16 protein-coding genes and 1 riboswitch are annotated in these 15,469 nt (G+C 71.4%); of the genes, 3 read left to right on the top strand and 13 right to left on the bottom strand.

Annotation, left to right across the window (positions count from 1 at the left end; translation table 11 throughout):
* Nucleotides 1–18: 18 nt before the first annotated feature.
* Nucleotides 19–783: a TerC family protein gene (locus Pta02_RS01340; protein ID WP_203872741.1), complete on the bottom strand. Its 765-nt coding sequence runs from the start codon at nucleotides 781–783 to the stop codon at nucleotides 19–21.
* A gap of 172 nt (nucleotides 784–955) precedes the next feature.
* Nucleotides 956–1,071: riboswitch (SAM riboswitch) on the top strand.
* A 51-nt stretch (nucleotides 1,072–1,122) separates the two neighbouring features.
* Here Pta02_RS01340 and Pta02_RS01335 point away from each other — a divergent pair.
* Both Pta02_RS01335 and Pta02_RS01330 read left to right on the top strand, forming a co-directional pair.
* A complete protein-coding gene (locus Pta02_RS01335) occupies nucleotides 1,123–2,484 on the top strand; it encodes an aminotransferase class V-fold PLP-dependent enzyme (protein WP_373872329.1) in 1,362 nt (453 codons plus the stop codon).
* A 55-nt stretch (nucleotides 2,485–2,539) separates the two neighbouring features.
* Nucleotides 2,540–3,700, top strand: a complete 1,161-nt coding sequence (locus Pta02_RS01330; RefSeq protein ID WP_239129226.1) for an NADH-quinone oxidoreductase subunit D — start codon at nucleotides 2,540–2,542, stop codon at nucleotides 3,698–3,700.
* Nucleotides 3,701–3,713: 13 nt separating this feature from the next.
* Here Pta02_RS01330 and Pta02_RS01325 read toward each other — a convergent pair whose 3' ends face one another.
* The 11 genes from Pta02_RS01325 to dacB all read right to left on the bottom strand — a co-directional run bounded on the left by Pta02_RS01325 (nucleotide 3,714) and on the right by dacB (nucleotide 13,563).
* Entirely contained in the window at nucleotides 3,714–4,169 is a 456-nt protein-coding gene (locus tag Pta02_RS01325; protein ID WP_203872739.1) for a DUF3180 domain-containing protein, read from the bottom strand.
* The gene (folK, locus tag Pta02_RS01320; protein ID WP_203872738.1) at nucleotides 4,166–4,663 is read right to left on the bottom strand and encodes a 2-amino-4-hydroxy-6-hydroxymethyldihydropteridine diphosphokinase; all 498 of its coding nucleotides are present in this window, start codon (nucleotides 4,661–4,663) and stop codon (nucleotides 4,166–4,168) included. The genes Pta02_RS01325 and folK overlap by 4 nt, the downstream gene beginning before the upstream one ends.
* A complete protein-coding gene (gene folB, locus Pta02_RS01315; RefSeq protein WP_203872737.1) occupies nucleotides 4,660–5,025 on the bottom strand; it encodes a dihydroneopterin aldolase in 366 nt (121 codons plus the stop codon). The genes folK and folB overlap by 4 nt, the downstream gene beginning before the upstream one ends.
* Nucleotides 5,022–5,459, bottom strand: coding sequence for a nuclear transport factor 2 family protein (locus Pta02_RS01310; protein WP_203872736.1), 438 nt, complete (start codon nucleotides 5,457–5,459; stop codon nucleotides 5,022–5,024). Before Pta02_RS01310 ends, folB begins: the two co-directional genes overlap by 4 nt.
* Nucleotides 5,456–6,307: a dihydropteroate synthase gene (gene folP / locus Pta02_RS01305; RefSeq protein ID WP_239129223.1), complete on the bottom strand. Its 852-nt coding sequence runs from the start codon at nucleotides 6,305–6,307 to the stop codon at nucleotides 5,456–5,458. Before folP ends, Pta02_RS01310 begins: the two co-directional genes overlap by 4 nt.
* Before the next feature lie 82 nt (nucleotides 6,308–6,389).
* On the bottom strand, nucleotides 6,390–6,998 hold the full coding sequence (gene folE, locus Pta02_RS01300) for a GTP cyclohydrolase I FolE (protein ID WP_239129221.1): 609 nt from the start codon (nucleotides 6,996–6,998) through the stop codon (nucleotides 6,390–6,392).
* 1 nt (nucleotide 6,999) lies between these two features.
* Nucleotides 7,000–8,970, bottom strand: a complete 1,971-nt coding sequence (gene ftsH / locus Pta02_RS01295; RefSeq protein ID WP_203872735.1) for an ATP-dependent zinc metalloprotease FtsH — start codon at nucleotides 8,968–8,970, stop codon at nucleotides 7,000–7,002.
* A 288-nt stretch (nucleotides 8,971–9,258) separates the two neighbouring features.
* Nucleotides 9,259–9,816 (bottom strand): hypoxanthine phosphoribosyltransferase, encoded by a 558-nt coding sequence (gene hpt / locus Pta02_RS01290; RefSeq protein WP_239129219.1) that lies wholly within the window; start codon nucleotides 9,814–9,816, stop codon nucleotides 9,259–9,261.
* 79 nt (nucleotides 9,817–9,895) lie between these two features.
* Nucleotides 9,896–10,888 (bottom strand): tRNA lysidine(34) synthetase TilS, encoded by a 993-nt coding sequence (gene tilS / locus Pta02_RS01285; protein ID WP_203872734.1) that lies wholly within the window; start codon nucleotides 10,886–10,888, stop codon nucleotides 9,896–9,898.
* Between the two features lie 40 nt (nucleotides 10,889–10,928).
* Nucleotides 10,929–12,023 (bottom strand): Rv3626c family coenzyme F420 biosynthesis-associated protein, encoded by a 1,095-nt coding sequence (locus tag Pta02_RS01280; RefSeq protein ID WP_203872834.1) that lies wholly within the window; start codon nucleotides 12,021–12,023, stop codon nucleotides 10,929–10,931.
* A 157-nt stretch (nucleotides 12,024–12,180) separates the two neighbouring features.
* A complete protein-coding gene (dacB, locus tag Pta02_RS01275) occupies nucleotides 12,181–13,563 on the bottom strand; it encodes a D-alanyl-D-alanine carboxypeptidase/D-alanyl-D-alanine endopeptidase (RefSeq protein WP_239129217.1) in 1,383 nt (460 codons plus the stop codon).
* A gap of 92 nt (nucleotides 13,564–13,655) precedes the next feature.
* On the opposite strand from dacB, the gene Pta02_RS01270 reads away from it, so the two are divergent.
* Nucleotides 13,656–14,153 (top strand): inorganic diphosphatase, encoded by a 498-nt coding sequence (locus tag Pta02_RS01270; protein WP_203872733.1) that lies wholly within the window; start codon nucleotides 13,656–13,658, stop codon nucleotides 14,151–14,153.
* Between the two features lie 3 nt (nucleotides 14,154–14,156).
* Here Pta02_RS01270 and Pta02_RS40925 read toward each other — a convergent pair whose 3' ends face one another.
* Nucleotides 14,157–15,428 carry a C40 family peptidase gene (locus Pta02_RS40925; RefSeq protein WP_239129204.1) on the bottom strand — a complete coding sequence of 424 codons (1,272 nt, stop codon included), beginning with the start codon at nucleotides 15,426–15,428 and terminating at the stop codon, nucleotides 14,157–14,159.
* Nucleotides 15,429–15,469 lie beyond the last annotated feature (41 nt).

Below are 15,469 nucleotides of genomic sequence, written 5' to 3'. Positions count from 1 at the left end.
GGTAGCCCCCGATCCCGGTCAGGGCGCCGCGGGCCTGTCCTCCTCGTACCGGTGGTGCAGGTCGACCGGCTCCTCCCCGCCCGCCTTGGTGCGCGCCCGGATGTTGAGCAGCTCCACCACGAGCGAGAAGGCCATCGCGAAGTAGATGTAGCCCTTGGGGATGTGCTGGTCGAAGCCCTCGGCGAGCAGTACGACGCCGATCAGGACCAGGAAGGACAGGGCGAGCATCTTGATGCTCGGGTGCTTCTCCACGAAGCGGCTGATCGGCCCGGAGGCGACCAGCATCACGATGACCGAGACGATGACGGCCGCGATCATGACGCCGATCTCGTCCACCATGCCGACCGCGGTGATCACCGAGTCGAGCGAGAACACGATGTCCAGGATCATGATCTGGATGATCACCGCGGTGAAGGAGGCGGCGACCTTGCCGCCGGCGTGGCCTGACTTGCCCTCCAGGCTGTCGTGCATCTCGAAGACGCTCTTGCCCAGCAGGAACAGGCCGCCCAGGATCAGGATCAGGTCGCGGCCCGAGATCTCCTGTCCCAGGACCTCGAAGAGCGGGTCGGTGAGCCGTACCACCCAGGACAGCGCCAGCAGCAGCGCCAGGCGGCTGATCAGCGCCGCCGCCAGTCCCAGCCGTCGCGCGTTCTCCCGCTGCTCGGGTGGGAGCTTGCCCGCCAGGATCGAGATGAAGATGACGTTGTCGATCCCCAGAACGATCTCCAGGCCGACAAGGGTGAGGAACCCTATCCAGATCTGCGGGTCGGTCACCCAGTCCATGACTCTCTCCTCTGCGAAACCGCGTCGCGGGTCGATGACGCCACGTCGCCCGTCGGTGGCATCACGTCCCAAGACGATCGGGAGGTACCAGGAGTTCCTTGCCCGGGACGATCGGAAAATCTCATCGCGGACTTGCAAAACCAGACCGGTTGATGGTTATAGTTCGGCCGTAGGTCATGAGTGCCAGTGACAAGCCCCGGCTCGCTGGCCGGCAACCCTCGCGCTCGCGGCGGGGTGCCCCGGGTGAGGACCTGGTCCGGCACGAGGTGTGCCGGGCAAGCGCGGGCTCCACGCACCAACGCCATGGCTTGGGGTCCGATGACCTCGAAGGAGTCCGGCGTGTCCGCACTCAGCATCTTCACCGCCCCCACCGCCTCCGCCGTCACCGGCGCCCCCGCCGAGGCGCCCGTCCCCGCCGCGCGGCCCTGCGGGGAGCGGGAGATCCCCGCGGTGCTCGGCGCCGACCTGGAGGTCCCGGTCAGGGGCGGCCGGCTCGTCCCCTACGCCAACCTCGACTACGCCGCCAGCGCGCCGTGTCTGGAGCCGGTGAGCGCCGCCGTCGCCGCCGCGCTCCCGGCCTACTCCAGCGTCCACCGCGGCGCCGGCTACGCCTCCCAGCTCACCACGGCCCGCTACGAGCAGGCCCGGCACACCGTGCGCGCCTTCACCGGGGCCCGCCCCGGCGACGCGGTGGTCTTCACCCGCAACACCACCGACGCCACGAACCTGCTGGCCAGGTCCCTGCCCGAGGGGACCACCGTGGTGGTCTTCGACACCGAGCACCACGCCTCCCTGCTGCCCTGGACGGACCCGGTACGGCTGGCGCCCCCGGCCTTCCCCGGCGAGGCCGTCCGCGCGGCCGACGCGGCCCTGGAGGGGGTCCGGGGCCCGGCGCTGCTGGTGGTGACCGCCGCCTCCAACGTCACCGGGGAGCTCTGGCCGATCGCCGCCCTGGCCCACATCGCCCACCGCCACGGCGCCCGCATCCTGGTCGACGCCGCCCAGCTCGCCCCGCACCGTCCCCTCAACCTGACCGCGCTCGACCTGGACTACGTGGTCTTCTCCGGTCACAAGCTCTACGCCCCGTTCGGCACGGGCGTGCTCGTCGGCCGGCCCGACTGGCTGGCCGGGGCGGAGCCGTACCTCAAGGGCGGCGGGGCGGTGCGGGCCGTGAACGGCGGCGCGACGGCCCAGGACCCGGACGCGCCGGAGGTCGAGTGGCACGACGACCCCGAGGCCCGGCACGAGGCCGGCACCCCGAACGTCCTGGGCGCCGTCGCCCTGGCCGCCGCCTGCGACGCGCTGACCGCCACCGGCTGGAACGCGCTGGTCCGCGAGGAGGGGCGGCTGCTCGGCCGGCTGCGCGCCGGGCTCGCCGCCGTCGAGGGCGTGCACGAGCTTTCCCTGTGGGGCCCCGACCACCCCCGCGTCGGCATCGTCTCCTTCGTGGTGGACGGCTTCACCGCCCGCGAGGTCGCCGAGACGCTCTCGAACGAGTACGGCATCGGCGTCCGCGACGGCAAGTTCTGCGCCCACCCCTTCGTCCGCCACCTGCTGGACGCCGTAGACACCAGTGGCTGCGACCCTGACAACGCTGTCACCGCCTCCGCCGTGCGCGCCTCCATCGGCATCGGCACCACCGAGGAGCACGTCGACCGTCTGCTCGCCGCCCTCGCCGACCTGACCTCCCGCCGGGGGTGATCCGGCCCGGGCCGGTGTATGGGCGGCGCGGCGGGGTCGTGGCAGCATGGCCCCTATGACGGAACGGATCGTGGGCATCGGTGCGGGCGCGAGCGCGGTCGGCGGCAAGGAGCTCGCCACCGAGGACATGATCCTCAACATCGGGCCGCAGCATCCCTCCACACACGGCGTCCTGCGGCTCCGGCTCGTCCTGGACGGCGAGCGGATCAGCGCGGCCGAGCCGATCGTGGGCTACATGCACCGCGGCGCGGAGAAGCTGTTCGAGGTCCGCGACTACCGGCAGATCATCGTGCTGGCCAACCGGCACGACTGGCTGTCGGCCTTCGCCAACGAGCTGGGCGTGGTCCTGGCCGTGGAACGCATGCTCGGCATGGAGGTCCCGGTCAGGGCCGTGTGGACCAGGACCCTGATGGCCGAGCTCAACCGGGTGCTCAGCCACCTGATGTTCCTCGGCTCCTACCCGCTGGAGCTGGGCGCGATCACCCCGCTCTTCTACGCCTTCCGGGAACGCGAGACCCTCCAGGCCGTCATGGAGGAGATCTCCGGCGGTCGCATGCACTACATGTTCAACAGGGTCGGCGGCCTGAAGGAGGAGATCCCCGAGGGCTGGACGGACCGGGCCGCCCGGGCGGTGGCGGAGGTACGGCGGCGCCTGCCCGACATCGAGGACCTGATCTCCGGCAACGAGATCTTCCTGGCCCGCACGGTCGGCGTGGGCGTGCTCACCCGCGAGCAGATCATGCAGTACGGCGTGAGCGGCCCGATCGCCCGCGCCTCGGGGGTGGACCTCGACCTGCGGCGCGACGACCCCTACCTGGCCTACGGCGAGCTGCCGGTGAAGGTCGTCACCCGCTCCGCCGGGGACTGCCACGCCCGGTTCGAGGTGCTGCTGGAGCAGGCGAAGGTCTCCCTGGACCTGGCGGACGCCTGCCTGGAACGGCTCCGAGAGCTGCCTGCCGGCCCGGTCAACCAGCGCCTGCCCAAGGTGCTGAAGGTCCCCGAGGGCCACACCTACGCCTGGACGGAGAACCCGCTGGGCATCAACGGCTACTATCTCGTCTCGCGCGGCGAGAAGACCCCGTGGCGGATGAAGCTCCGCTCGGCCTCCTTCAACAACGTCCAGGTGCTGCGCGAGATGCTCCCCGGCAACCTGGTCGCCGACATGGTCGCCATCCTCGGCTCGATGTTCTTCGTCGTCGGCGACATCGACAAGTGACCCGCCCGCGGCGTCACCGGCGGGCGTCGGCGTCGGGGTCCTTGGGCACCTTGCAGCAGTGCTCCAGATACAGGGCGGCGCAGACCAGCACCACGCAGGCGGCGAACGAGCCGCCGGTGACGAAGAAGTCGCGGCGCGGGGACTCCTCGCTGAGCAACTCGGCCGTGTAGAGGGCGAACCCGCCGAAGATCCCGGCGAAGACCGCCCCGCTGTAGGCCGAGGCCTTGGCCAGGGCGGCCAGCCGGGCCACGGCCAGCGGCTCCACCGGCTTGGTGTCCGGCCTGCGCTGGATCCTGGCCCTGGTCATCCACCCGGTGTAGGCCTCGCCGATCGCCAGCAGCAGGACGGTCGGGATCGCCGTCCAGGGCACCTTGGGCAGGGAGATGTACAGCGGCTTCAGCGCCGCCCAGGTGAGGATGGCCACGACGACGGCGAGCCCGGCGAGCACACCGGGGCGGCTCGGCCTCATCCGGGCGCCCGCAGGGTCAGGTCGGAGCGGAGCCGGACGTATCCCTTGTCGAGCCCGGCCAGCAGCCCGGCCACCGACCGGCCGCCCAGGACCGCCTCGGGGTCGGCCTGGAGCCAGGGGACGAGCACGAAGGCGCGCTCGTGGGCCCGGGGGTGGGGAAGGGTCAGGAGCGGGTCGCCGGAGACGACGTCGCCCACCGTGATCAGATCGACGTCCAGGGTGCGCGCCCCCCAGCGCTCCGCCCGGACCCGGCCGAAGGCGTTCTCCACACCCTGTGCACGATCGAGCAGCGCCCGGGGTTCCAGGGAGGTCTCGGCGGTCACGACGGCGTTGAGGTAGGGGCCCTGCTCGGGGCCGCCGACCGGATCGGTCTCGTAGACGGGCGACACGGCGGTGAAGCGCAGCCCCGGGGCGTCGAACAGCGCGTCGAGCGCCCCCTGGAGCGTCCCGAAGCGGTCGCCCAGGTTGCTGCCGAGCGCCAGCACGGCCTTCACGCCCGGCTCCTGGTGATCGTCACGACCACGTCGTCGAAGGGCAGCGGGATCGGGGCGGCGGGCTTGTGCACGCTCACCTCGGCCGCCTCGACGAGCTCGCGGGCCAGGCAGACCTCGGCCAGCCGCTGGGCCAGGGTCTCGATGAGGTCGACCGGCTCCCCCTCCACGACCTTCACCAGGTCCTCGGCCAGTTCGCCGTAGTGCACCGTCTTGGTGAGGTCGTCCCCGGCCGCCGCGGGCGCCGTGTCGAGGAAGAGCGTGACGTCCACGATGAACTCCTGGCCGAGCTCGCGCTCCGCCGCCAGCACGCCGTGCCGTCCCCTGGCCCGCAGCCCTCTGAGGCTGATCCGATCGCGCGTCACGAGGTCTCCTCTTCCTCCTCGTCGTCACCCTGCAGCACCGGCGAGCCGTGGTGCAGCCAGAGCCGCCAGCCCTCCGGGGTCCTGACGAAGGTGTTGCTCGCCACGACCTTCCCCGCCGCGAAGCTGGACTCGCCCTCGTCGCCCGCGGTGAGGATGTTCTCCTCGCAGGTCAGGACGGCGACGTCGCCGAAGACCATGACCCGCACGTCGGTCAGCACGAACTGGATGTAGGGCGTGTTGGCCATGATGAGCGCCCACGAGCGCAGCACCTCGGGCCGGCCGGTCACGATCGGCCAGCCCGGGTGCACGCAGCCCACCTGCCGTCCGTCGGCCTCCTCGGCCCAGATCTCGGTCATCCGATCGAGGTCGGCGTTCTCGATGGCGGTGTAGAAGGCCTGGTTGACCGTCTCCACGGCCGCGATGTCGACGCTCATGCTCTCGCTTTCCGGACTGCGGCGGCCACTCGGACGGCGTCCGCGTTCGGGCCCACGTCATGCACGCGCACGCACCACGCACCCGCGTGCGCGGCCAGGGCGGTCACCGCCAGCGTGGCGTCGTCGCTGCGGTCGAACGGGCGCGGGGCGCCGTCCGGCCCGGCCAGCAGGCGGCCGAGGAAACGCTTGCGGGACGCGCCGACGAGCAGCGGGTAGCCCAGCTCGGTGAGCCGGTCGATCCCCGCCAGCAGCGCCCAGTTGTGCTCGGGGTTCTTGGAGAAGCCCAGGCCGGGGTCCAGCACGATCTGGCTCTCCGCGACCCCCTCGGCCAGTACGGAGGCCACCCGCTTGGCGAGCTCCTCGCGCACCTCGGCCACGACGTCGCCGTAGACCGCCCGGCTGTCCATGCTGTGGCTGTGCCCCCGCCAGTGCATCACGACGTACGGCACGCCGGAGGCGGCCACCACCCGCGGCATGTCGGGGTCGGCCAGGCCGCCGCTGACGTCGTTGACCAGCCGGGCCCCGGCCTCCACCGCGACCTGGGCGACCTCGGCCCGCATGGTGTCCACGCTGACCGCGACGCCCTCCCGGGCCAGCGCCCGGATGACCGGCTCGACCCGGGCCAGCTCCTCCTCCAGCGACACCCGCGCCGCTCCCGGCCGGGTGGACTCACCGCCGACGTCGACGATGTCGGCCCCCTGCTCGACCAGCTCAAGGCCGTGCCGTACGGCGGCCTCCGGGTCGAACCAGAGCCCGCCGTCGGAGAAGGAGTCGGGAGTCACGTTGACCACGCCCATCACCAGACAGCGGGACGGGTCGTCCCCTCCGGGCAACGCGTGCGACGTCATGCGGCCAAGCCTAGGCGGTCGCACGGAACGAACCGGCGTGCGGGCCCGGCTTGCGGATAACGAATCGGCAGCCCCAAAGCGATCAGCGGAGGATCAGGGCCATCGCCTCGGCGCGGGTCTTGTCGCTGTCGCGGAACATCCCGCGGACGGCCGAGGTGGTGGTCTTGGCGCCGGGCTTGCGGACACCGCGCATGGTCATGCACAGGTGCTCGCACTCGATCACCACGATCACCCCGCGCGGCTCCAGCACCCGCATGAGCGCGTCGGCGATCTGCGAGGTCATCCGCTCCTGGACCTGGGGCCGCCGGGCGTAGACGTCGACCAGGCGGGCGAGCTTGGACAGCCCGGTCACCTGGCCCCTCTCGTTCGGGATGTAGCCGACGTGGGCCAGCCCGTGGAAGGGGACCAGGTGGTGCTCGCAGGTCGAGTAGACCTCGATGTCGCGCACCAGGATCATCTCGTCGTGGTCGACGTCGAAGACCTTGGTCAGCACGTCCTCCGGGACCTGCCCCAGCCCGGCGAACTGCTCGCTGTAGGCGCGGGCGACGCGGGCCGGGGTGTCCTGGAGGCCGTCACGGTCGGGGTCCTCGCCGATCGCGATCAGGATCTCGCGGACGGCCTTCTCGATCCGGGCGTGATCCACCTGAAGCGGCTCACGCCCGATCTCGTCGGCCTGGAAGGACTCTTCCACGTCAGTTACCGTCCAGCGGGGCGGCGTCCGGGTGACCGGCGCCCGCGGGGAGCGCGCCGTTGCCGGCCTGCTCCTTCGGCGTCAGGATCGGCGGGCGGTTGGAGGGCAGCCGCTTGCCGTACCCGGAGTAGGAGGGGCGGTGCTCCTTGACGACCACCGGCGCGAAGATCTGCAGCACCTGGTCGCGGGAGAGGGTCTCCTTCTCCATGAGCTCCAGCACCAGGTTGTCGAGCACGTCGCGGTACTCGACGAGGATCTCCCACGCCTGGTCGTGCGCCGTCTCGATGAGGCGGCGCACCTCCTCGTCGATCGTGGAGGCGATCTTCTCGGAGTAGTCGCGCTCGTGGCCCATCTCGCGGCCGAGGAAGACCTCGGCCTGGCCGGTGCCGAACTTGCGGGCGCCGAGCTGCTCGCTCATGCCGTACTCGGTGACCATCCGGCGGGCGATGGAGGTCGCCTTCTCGATGTCGTTGGAGGCGCCCGTGGTGGGCTCGTGGAACACGAGCTCCTCGGCGGTGCGGCCGCCCAGCAGCATCGCGAGCTGGTCCATCATCTCCGAGCGGGTCGCCAGGAACTTGTCCTCCATCGGCAGCGTCATCGTGTAACCGAGGGCGCGGCCGCGGGACAGGATCGTGATCTTGTGAACCGGGTCGGAGTTGGGCAGCGCGTGCGCGACCAGGGCGTGACCGCCCTCGTGGTACGCGATGATCTTCTTCTCCTGGTCGGACATGACCCGGGTCTTGCGCTCGGGGCCGGCCATGACGCGGTCGATGGCCTCTTCGAGGATCTCCATCGTGATCAGCTTCTGGTCGGCGCGCGCGGTGAGCAGCGCGGCCTCGTTGATCACGTTGGCCAGGTCGGCGCCGGTGAAGCCGGGCGTCCGGCGGGCGATGACGTCGAGGTCGACGCCCTCGGCGAAGGGCTTGCCGCGGCCGTGGACGCGCAGGATGCCCTTGCGGCCCTCCAGGTCGGGGCGGTCGACGGTGACCTGGCGGTCGAAGCGGCCCGGACGCAGCAGCGCCGGGTCGAGGATGTCGGGCCGGTTGGTCGCGGCGATGAGGATCACGCCGCCCTTGACGTCGAAGCCGTCCATCTCGACGAGCAGCTGGTTCAGCGTCTGCTCGCGCTCGTCGTGACCGCCGCCGAGACCGGCGCCGCGGTGACGGCCCACCGCGTCGATCTCGTCGATGAAGATGATCGCCGGGGCGTTCGCCTTGGCCTGCTCGAACAGGTCGCGGACACGCGAGGCGCCGACACCGACGAACATCTCGACGAAGTCGGAACCGGAGATCGAGTAGAACGGCACGCCGGCCTCACCGGCGACGGCCCTGGCGAGCAGGGTCTTGCCGGTTCCGGGCGGGCCGTACAGCAGGACGCCCTTGGGGATCTTGGCGCCGATCGCCTGGAACTTGGCCGGGGCCTGCAGGAACTCCTTGATCTCCTGGAGCTCCTCGATGGCCTCGTCGGCGCCCGCGACGTCGGCGAAGGTGGTGCGGGGCGTGTCCTTGCTGATGAGCTTGGCCTTGGACTTGCCGAAGCTCATCACCCGGGAGCCGCCGCCCTGCATCTGGTTCATGATGAACAGGAAGATCAGCACGATGATGACGATCGGCAGGAAGCTCACCAGGAGGCCGAGGAGGAAGTTCTCCTTCGGCACGTCGACGGTGTAGCCCTTGGCCAGCTTGCCGGCCTTCTGAGCCGCCTGGAGCTGGTCGGTGAGCTGCACGCCCTGGCCGGTCACCCAGGAGGAGTAGTAGCGCTTGCCGTCGGTCAGCGTGACCTCGATGCGCTGCTCCTTGTCGGTGACCTTCGCGTTCGAGACCTTGCCCTCGTCGATCCAGCTGACGATCTTCGAGGTGTCGGTCTTCTCGAAGTTGCCGTCACTGCTCCACATCGTGGTGACGAGCAGAAGCAGCACGACGATGCCCAGGATCCACAGCAGTGGCCCACGTGTAAATCGCTTGAGATCCATCCGATGCGGAACCCCGGCGGGCCCGTCCCTTCCTGACCAAAGCCTCAACCCCGGGCGGACCCGGGGCTCGCGGTATCCCTAACCGCTCCAACTGACTACCCAAAGATGGCCCGAAGCCACCTCGTGGTCGTCCGAAGGTACACCGGTGTGACGCGCAGGGTAACCGCCCGGGCGACACCGGCTCTGCCTTACCCAACGTACGTCAGGCAGGCCCGTGTTCCCCGTCGCTATGGCTAATGTCGCGTTTCGAGTTATATGCGACGTGGCACGCTTCGCGCAGGGCGTATTTCAGCCTGCCCCATACACATGCGGAGCGAGCGTCCCAATAAAGGGAAGGTTGCGGTAACGCTCCGCGTAGTCGAGGCCGTACCCGATGACGAACTCGTTCGGGATGTCGAACCCGACGTAGCGCACGTCGATCGGGACCTTGATGGCCTCCGGCTTGCGCAGCACGGTGCAGATCTCGACGGAGGCCGGGTTGCGCGACTTCAGGTTCTGCATCAGCCAGGACAGGGTCAGGCCGGAGTCGATGATGTCCTCGACGACCAGCACGTGACGTCCGGCGATGTCGGTGTCCAGGTCCTTCAGGACGCGGACGACGCCGGAGGACTTGGTGCCCGCGCCGTAGGACGACACGGCCATCCAGTCCATCTGGACCGGCAGGTGCAGCGCCCTGGCCAGGTCGGCCATGGCCATGACCGCGCCCTTGAGCACGCCCACGATCAGGAGGTCCTTGCCCGCGTAGTCCTCGTCGATCTGGCCGGCGAGCTCCTTGATCTTGGCCTGGAGCTCTTCCTCCGGAATGAGGACCTTCGCGAGGTCCTTGCCCATGTCGGCTGCGTCCACCTGGGATTTCCTTACAAGACGAGGCGTGGGGTGATCGGTCGCGGGACTCGCGGTGGCGGCCCGGCGGCCGGTACTGACGCTAGCGCGTCACGGCGAATATCAGGGTGCCATATCGGCGGACCGCACCGATCCCGCCGGGTAGCTCGATGCGCTGTTGTCCCTTCCAACCCGTGACGAGACAGTCCACCCGCATGATGTGCGCCGCCGAGAGCGTGCCCGGCGGCGCTCCCGCCGCGACGGCCGCCCGGCGCAGCACCCGCCGCCGGACCGCCGCGGGCAGGCCCTCCAGCTCCGGTACGGCCAGCACCACCTCCGGAATATCGCTTAAAGCGGAATCCGACAGGTCCGCCCGGACGTAGGCCTCCCCGGCCCAGGCGTCCAGGGCGTCGGCGTCGTCCCGGCACAGGGTGGCGGTACGGGCGAGCGCCTCGGCGATCCCGGGCCCCAGCTCCTCCTCCAGCGCCGGGAGCAGCCGCTGCCTGACCCGGACCCGGGTGTAGCGGCCGTCGAGGTTGTGCGGGTCCTCCCACGGCGTCAGCCCCAGCGCCGCGCAGGCGGCGACGGTCGTGGCGCGGCCCAGCTCCAGCAGCGGCCTGCGGTAGATCCCCGAGGCCGCGGGCATGCCCGCCAGCGAGCGCGTCCCGCTCCCCCGCGACAGCCGCATCAGCACGGTCTCGGCCTGGTCGTCCCTGGTGTGCCCGAGCAGCACCGCCGCGGCCCCCAGCCGGCCGGCCGCCTCCGACAGCGCGGCGTAGCGCGCCTGCCGGGCGGCGTTCTCCGGTCCCCCGCGCGTCCCCACCGAGACCGTCAGCACCTCGACCGGGTCGAGGCCGAGCGGAAGCCCCGCCACCGCGGCGGCCTGCCGCGCCGACCCCTCCTGGAGCCCGTGGTCGACCGTCAGCAGCCCCGCCCGCAGTCCGGCCCTCGGCGCGGCGAACGCCACCCCGGCGGCCAGCGCCAGAGAGTCGGCCCCGCCGCTGCAGGCGACCAGCACGAGGTCACCGGCCGTCAGATCCGCCAGCGAGAGCCGTACGGCACGCCGGACGTCGGCGACGGCAGGATGAGGCCCCATGAGGTGATTATCGCGACGCCGAAGCGTCGCGGTTCAGGAGTCAGCCGGTGGTGCCGTTGGCCTCGGGGAGGGCGGGGAGGTCGACGACGCGGGCGATCCAGCGGTCGGGATGGGCGATCTCCTCCTGGGTGGGGAGCGTCTCGGGGGAGGTCCAGATCTTGTTGAAGCCGTCCATGCCCGCGCGGGCCACGACCGTGCGGACGAAGGCGGAGCCCTCGGCGTACTGCTTCATCTTGAGGTCGATGCCCAGCAGTTTGCGGATCGTGCGGTCGACCCGGGAGCCGCCCCCGCGGCGGTGCTGGAACTTCGCGCGGATGTCGGAGACCGAGGGGACCACGGCCGGGCCGACGGCGTCCATCACGTAGTCGCCGTGCCCCTCGACCAGGGTCATCACCGCGGTGAGGCGGTCGAGGATCTTCTTCTGCTCGGGGGTCTGGATCGCGTCGATGAGGTTGCCCTCACCGCCCCTGACGACGTCGGCGACCACGTCGGCCGCCGAACGGAACCGGTCGAGGAGGTCGGGCAGGTCCAGGTCCGAGGCGAGCAGGAACTCGGTCATCTGCGCGCGGATGTATTCGCGCAGCCAGGGGACGCCGGTGAACTGCACCCGGTGCGTCTCCTCGTGCAGGCAGACCCACAGCCGGAAGTCGTGCGGGTCGACGCCGAGCTCGCGCTCGGCGTGGACGATGTTGGGCGCCACCAGGGTGAGGCGGCCGACGGCGGCCTGGCCGGAGGGGTCGGGCGGCAGGAACAGCTCGTACTGTCCCAGCACGCGGGAGGCGAGGAAGGCCAGCACCGCACCGACCTCGACGCCGGTGATGCGCGAGCCCACCGCGGTCACGATCGCCGGGGTCTGGCTCCTGCGCGAGGCCATCCGCTCGGTCAGCGGCTCCAGCACCACGCGGAAGCCCTCGACGTTGGCCTTGATCCAGCCGGGCCGGTCGACGATCGTGGCGGGTTGCGGAGCGGTCTCGGTGTCGATTCGGGTGAACTCGCGAACATGCCCCTCGGCCTCACGGGACAGTCGTCGCAGTTCGGCGACGGCCTGCCGGGCCTCCTCTCGGCTCACCTGCGGCCCGGGGCGCACCAGGCGCGTTCCGGTCGCTACGGCCAGGTCCCAGTCGATCACCTGCATACCGTCCACCGTACGTGCTCTCCCTTCGTGCCGCGCGGTCTCCCTGCGCGGCCTTCGCCGCGGCGGTCCCGGCCGGGCGCCCGCCGTCCGCTCTCAGCTCGCCGCCGACTCAGCTCGCCGCCGACTCAGCTCGCCGCCGACTCAGCTCACCACCGACTCAGCTCACCACCGACGCCGCCAGCCGATCGAGCGCCGCTTCTGCCTTACCCCATCCGGCCGGGACGTCATCGGCCATGAAGGCGAACGTCACCAGCCGGCCATCCTTGGTGGTGGTGAGCCCGGCCAGCGTGCTGACGCCGTCGAGGGTGCCCGTCTTCGCGCGGACCAGCCCGTAGGCGGAGTCGCTCTTGCCGAACCGGTGTCCCAGCGTGCCGGAGAACCCGGCCACGGGCATGCCGCTGATGACCGGGTGCAGGTGCGGGTTGGCCGGGGAGGCGGCCACCGCCACCAGCCGGGCCAGTGCCGCGGGGGTGATGCGGTTCTTGGGCGACAGGCCGCTGCCGTCGAAGACCCGTACGCCGTCGGCCGCCTTCAGGCGGGTCAGGACCGCGAGCACGGCCGCGGCGCCGCCGTCGAAGGAGGCGGGCTGCCCCTCCTTGAGGGCCACCTGCCGGGCCAGCGCCTCCGACAGGTCGTTGTCGCTGAGCGTCAGCGCCCGCTCCACCAGGGTGTAGACGGGTGCGGACTCGACCCGGGCGATCTCCTCGGCGCTCACGATGGCCCTGGTCCGCCTGGCCGCCTTGTTGGCGACCGTGATCCCGTTCTTGCGCAGGAGCGAGGCGAAGGCCGCGTACGCGGTCGTGGAGGGGTCGGCGACCCGCTGGCGGTCGCCGGGGGCGACCTTGCCCGAGTCGACCATCAGCGCCGTGACCGGGGCGACGCTGCCCTCGGGCACGTAGCCGGGCTTCCAGCTCGCGGCGGTGCGCGGCCCGGTGTAGAGGCCGTCGTCGTAGCCCACGCTCACCTTGGTGGTCCCGGCCGCCTTGAGGGCCTTGGCCGTACGCGAGGCGAGGGTGGCCAGCGAGGCCGGCCGGGGGTACAGCGAGGAGTCCGGCGTGGCGCGCGTCAGCGTGGGGTCCCCGCCGCCGACCAGGATGATCGAACTCGGCGAGGAGCCGCGGACCACGCGGGTGGCCAGCCGGCTGTCCGCCCCCAGAGAGGCCAGCGCGGCCACGGAGGTGACGAGCTTGGTGGTGGAGGCGGGGGTGATGCCCGTGTCCTGGCCGCTGCCGAACAGCAGGGTCCCGCTCTCGGCGTCGACGACCGCGGCGCCCACGCTCTCACCCAGGGCGGGGTCACCCAGCGCCTCGGTGAGGCGACGGGTCAAAGTACCCTTGGGAGGGAGAGGTCCGTTCCCACCCGCGGCCAGCACCGGACCCGCGGTGACGACCGGGACGGGAGGCGGCTCCGGCGAAGCGACCGGTTCCGGCGCCTTCTCGGTCAGCGTGCCGCTGACGAGCAGGTGGGCGCCGGCCGCGACGACGAACAGTTGCAGCATGACGAGAGTGACCACGGCCACCCACCGATCACGCCGCATCATGTCGCCGACCTCTCACCGATCCGGGTAGTTAACGCCTACGAGACACTAACGCCCCACCGGGAGTACCCGGGGGCTTGAGCGGAGGAACCGCGGTGGAGTTCGACGTCCTCGTTGAGATTCCCAAGGGACAGAGGAACAAGTACGAGGTGGATCACAAGACGGGGCGCATGCGGCTCGACCGGATGCTGTTCACGTCCACCCAGTACCCCGCCGACTACGGCTTCATCGAGGGCACCCTGGGTGAGGACGGCGACCCCCTCGACGCCCTGGTCCTGCTGCAGGAGCCGACCTTCCCGGGCTGCCTGATCCAGTGCCGCGCCGTCGGCATGTTCCGCATGACCGACGAGAAGGGCGGCGACGACAAGGTCCTGTGCGTGCCGGCCACCGACCCCCGGATGGAGCACATCCGCGACATCCACCACGTGCCGGAGTTCGACCGCCTGGAGATCCAGCACTTCTTCGAGGTCTACAAGGACCTGGAGCCCGGCAAGTCCGTCGAGGGCGCCAACTGGGTCGGCCGGGTCGAGGCCGAGGAGGAGATCTCGCGCTCGATCAAGCGGGCCGAGGAGCAGGAGCACGAGGGTCACTGACCCTCAGACGGGACGGGTCGCGCCGACGAGGTCTCCTCGCCAGATCGGCGCGATCCTGACCACGTCCCCGGTCTGCGGGGCATGGATCATCAGCCCCCTGCCGATGTACATCCCCACGTGGTGGATGTCGCCGGGATTGTCGGTGACCTGACCGAAGAACAGCAGGTCTCCCCGGCGGAGCTGGCCGAGCGGCACGCGCGGGCCCGAGGTCCACTGGGTGCCGGTCCAGTGGTCGAGCCTGACGCCGGCCCGCTCCCAGGCCCGCATGGTCAGGCCCGAGCAGTCGAAGCTGTCCGGTCCGTCCGCCGCCCAGACGTACGGCTTGCCGAGCTGGGCGAGCGCCCAGTCCGCGGCGACGTCGCCCCGGTCCGAGGACAGGCCATGGCCGAGCGCCCAGCGCGGGACCGGCCTTCCGGCCGCCGCCGAGGCCCGCGCCCGGTCCCTTCCGGCCGCCGCGGCCCGCTCCTGTTCCTGGCGGGCGCGCTCGCGGGCGAGCCTGGCCCGCTCCAGCGCCGCCTGCCGCGCCCCGGCCAGCCTCTCGGCGGTGCTGCGCGCCTGGTCCGCCCGCTTCTCCAGCACCGCCTGGACCGCCTTCAGCCGGCGGGTCTCGGCGACCTGCTCGGTGACGGCCTGCTCGGCCGCGGTCTTGGCGGCGGCCGCGCGCTCGGCCGACCGCCGCTGCTCGGTGTAGGCGTCGGCCGCCTGGGCCTGCAGGATGCCCAGGACCTCCCGCGCGTCGCGCAGCTGCCTCAGCGTCTCGGCCTGCCCGCCGCTCATGTGGGCGAGGATGCTGGCCCGCTGCAGATAGCCGTGCTCGGTCGCGCTGCCGAGGTCGGCCATCATCGCCATCATCGGGTCCATCTCGCCGTAGCCCTGCGCGGCGATCGCGACGACCGTCCGGCGGACCTGCTCGACCTGCGCCCCGGCGGCGAGCACCCGCTCACCGGCCTTGCGGTGGGCCTCCTGGGCACGCGCCGTCTTGACCAGCTCTCCGTTGTAGAGCTCGACGAGCTTCTCGGCCCGGACGGTCAGCTCCTGAAGGCGGGCCTGGGCCGCGGCCAGCTGTACGGTCGCCGCCCCGAACCGCGCGTCACGCGCCCGTGCCTCGGCCCTGGCGGCCGCCACCTCGTCGGATGACGGGCCGGGCGATCCCGGTGCCGTACGGCCGGCCGCGCCCGGCAGGGCGCCGACCGGGGCGCCCGTCCCGACGACCAGGACGCAGGCGAGGCCGGCCACCACCGCGGCGCGGTGACGCCTTCTTCCGACGGAGTGCATGAATCCCCCTCCTGAATCGCGCGTGTCCCGTGCAGCGGACG

The organism is Paraplanobispora takensis, assembly GCF_016863195.1.
Lineage (GTDB): Bacteria > Actinomycetota > Actinomycetes > Streptosporangiales > Streptosporangiaceae > Planobispora > Planobispora takensis.
This window is presented reverse-complemented; position numbering and strand designations above follow the sequence as displayed.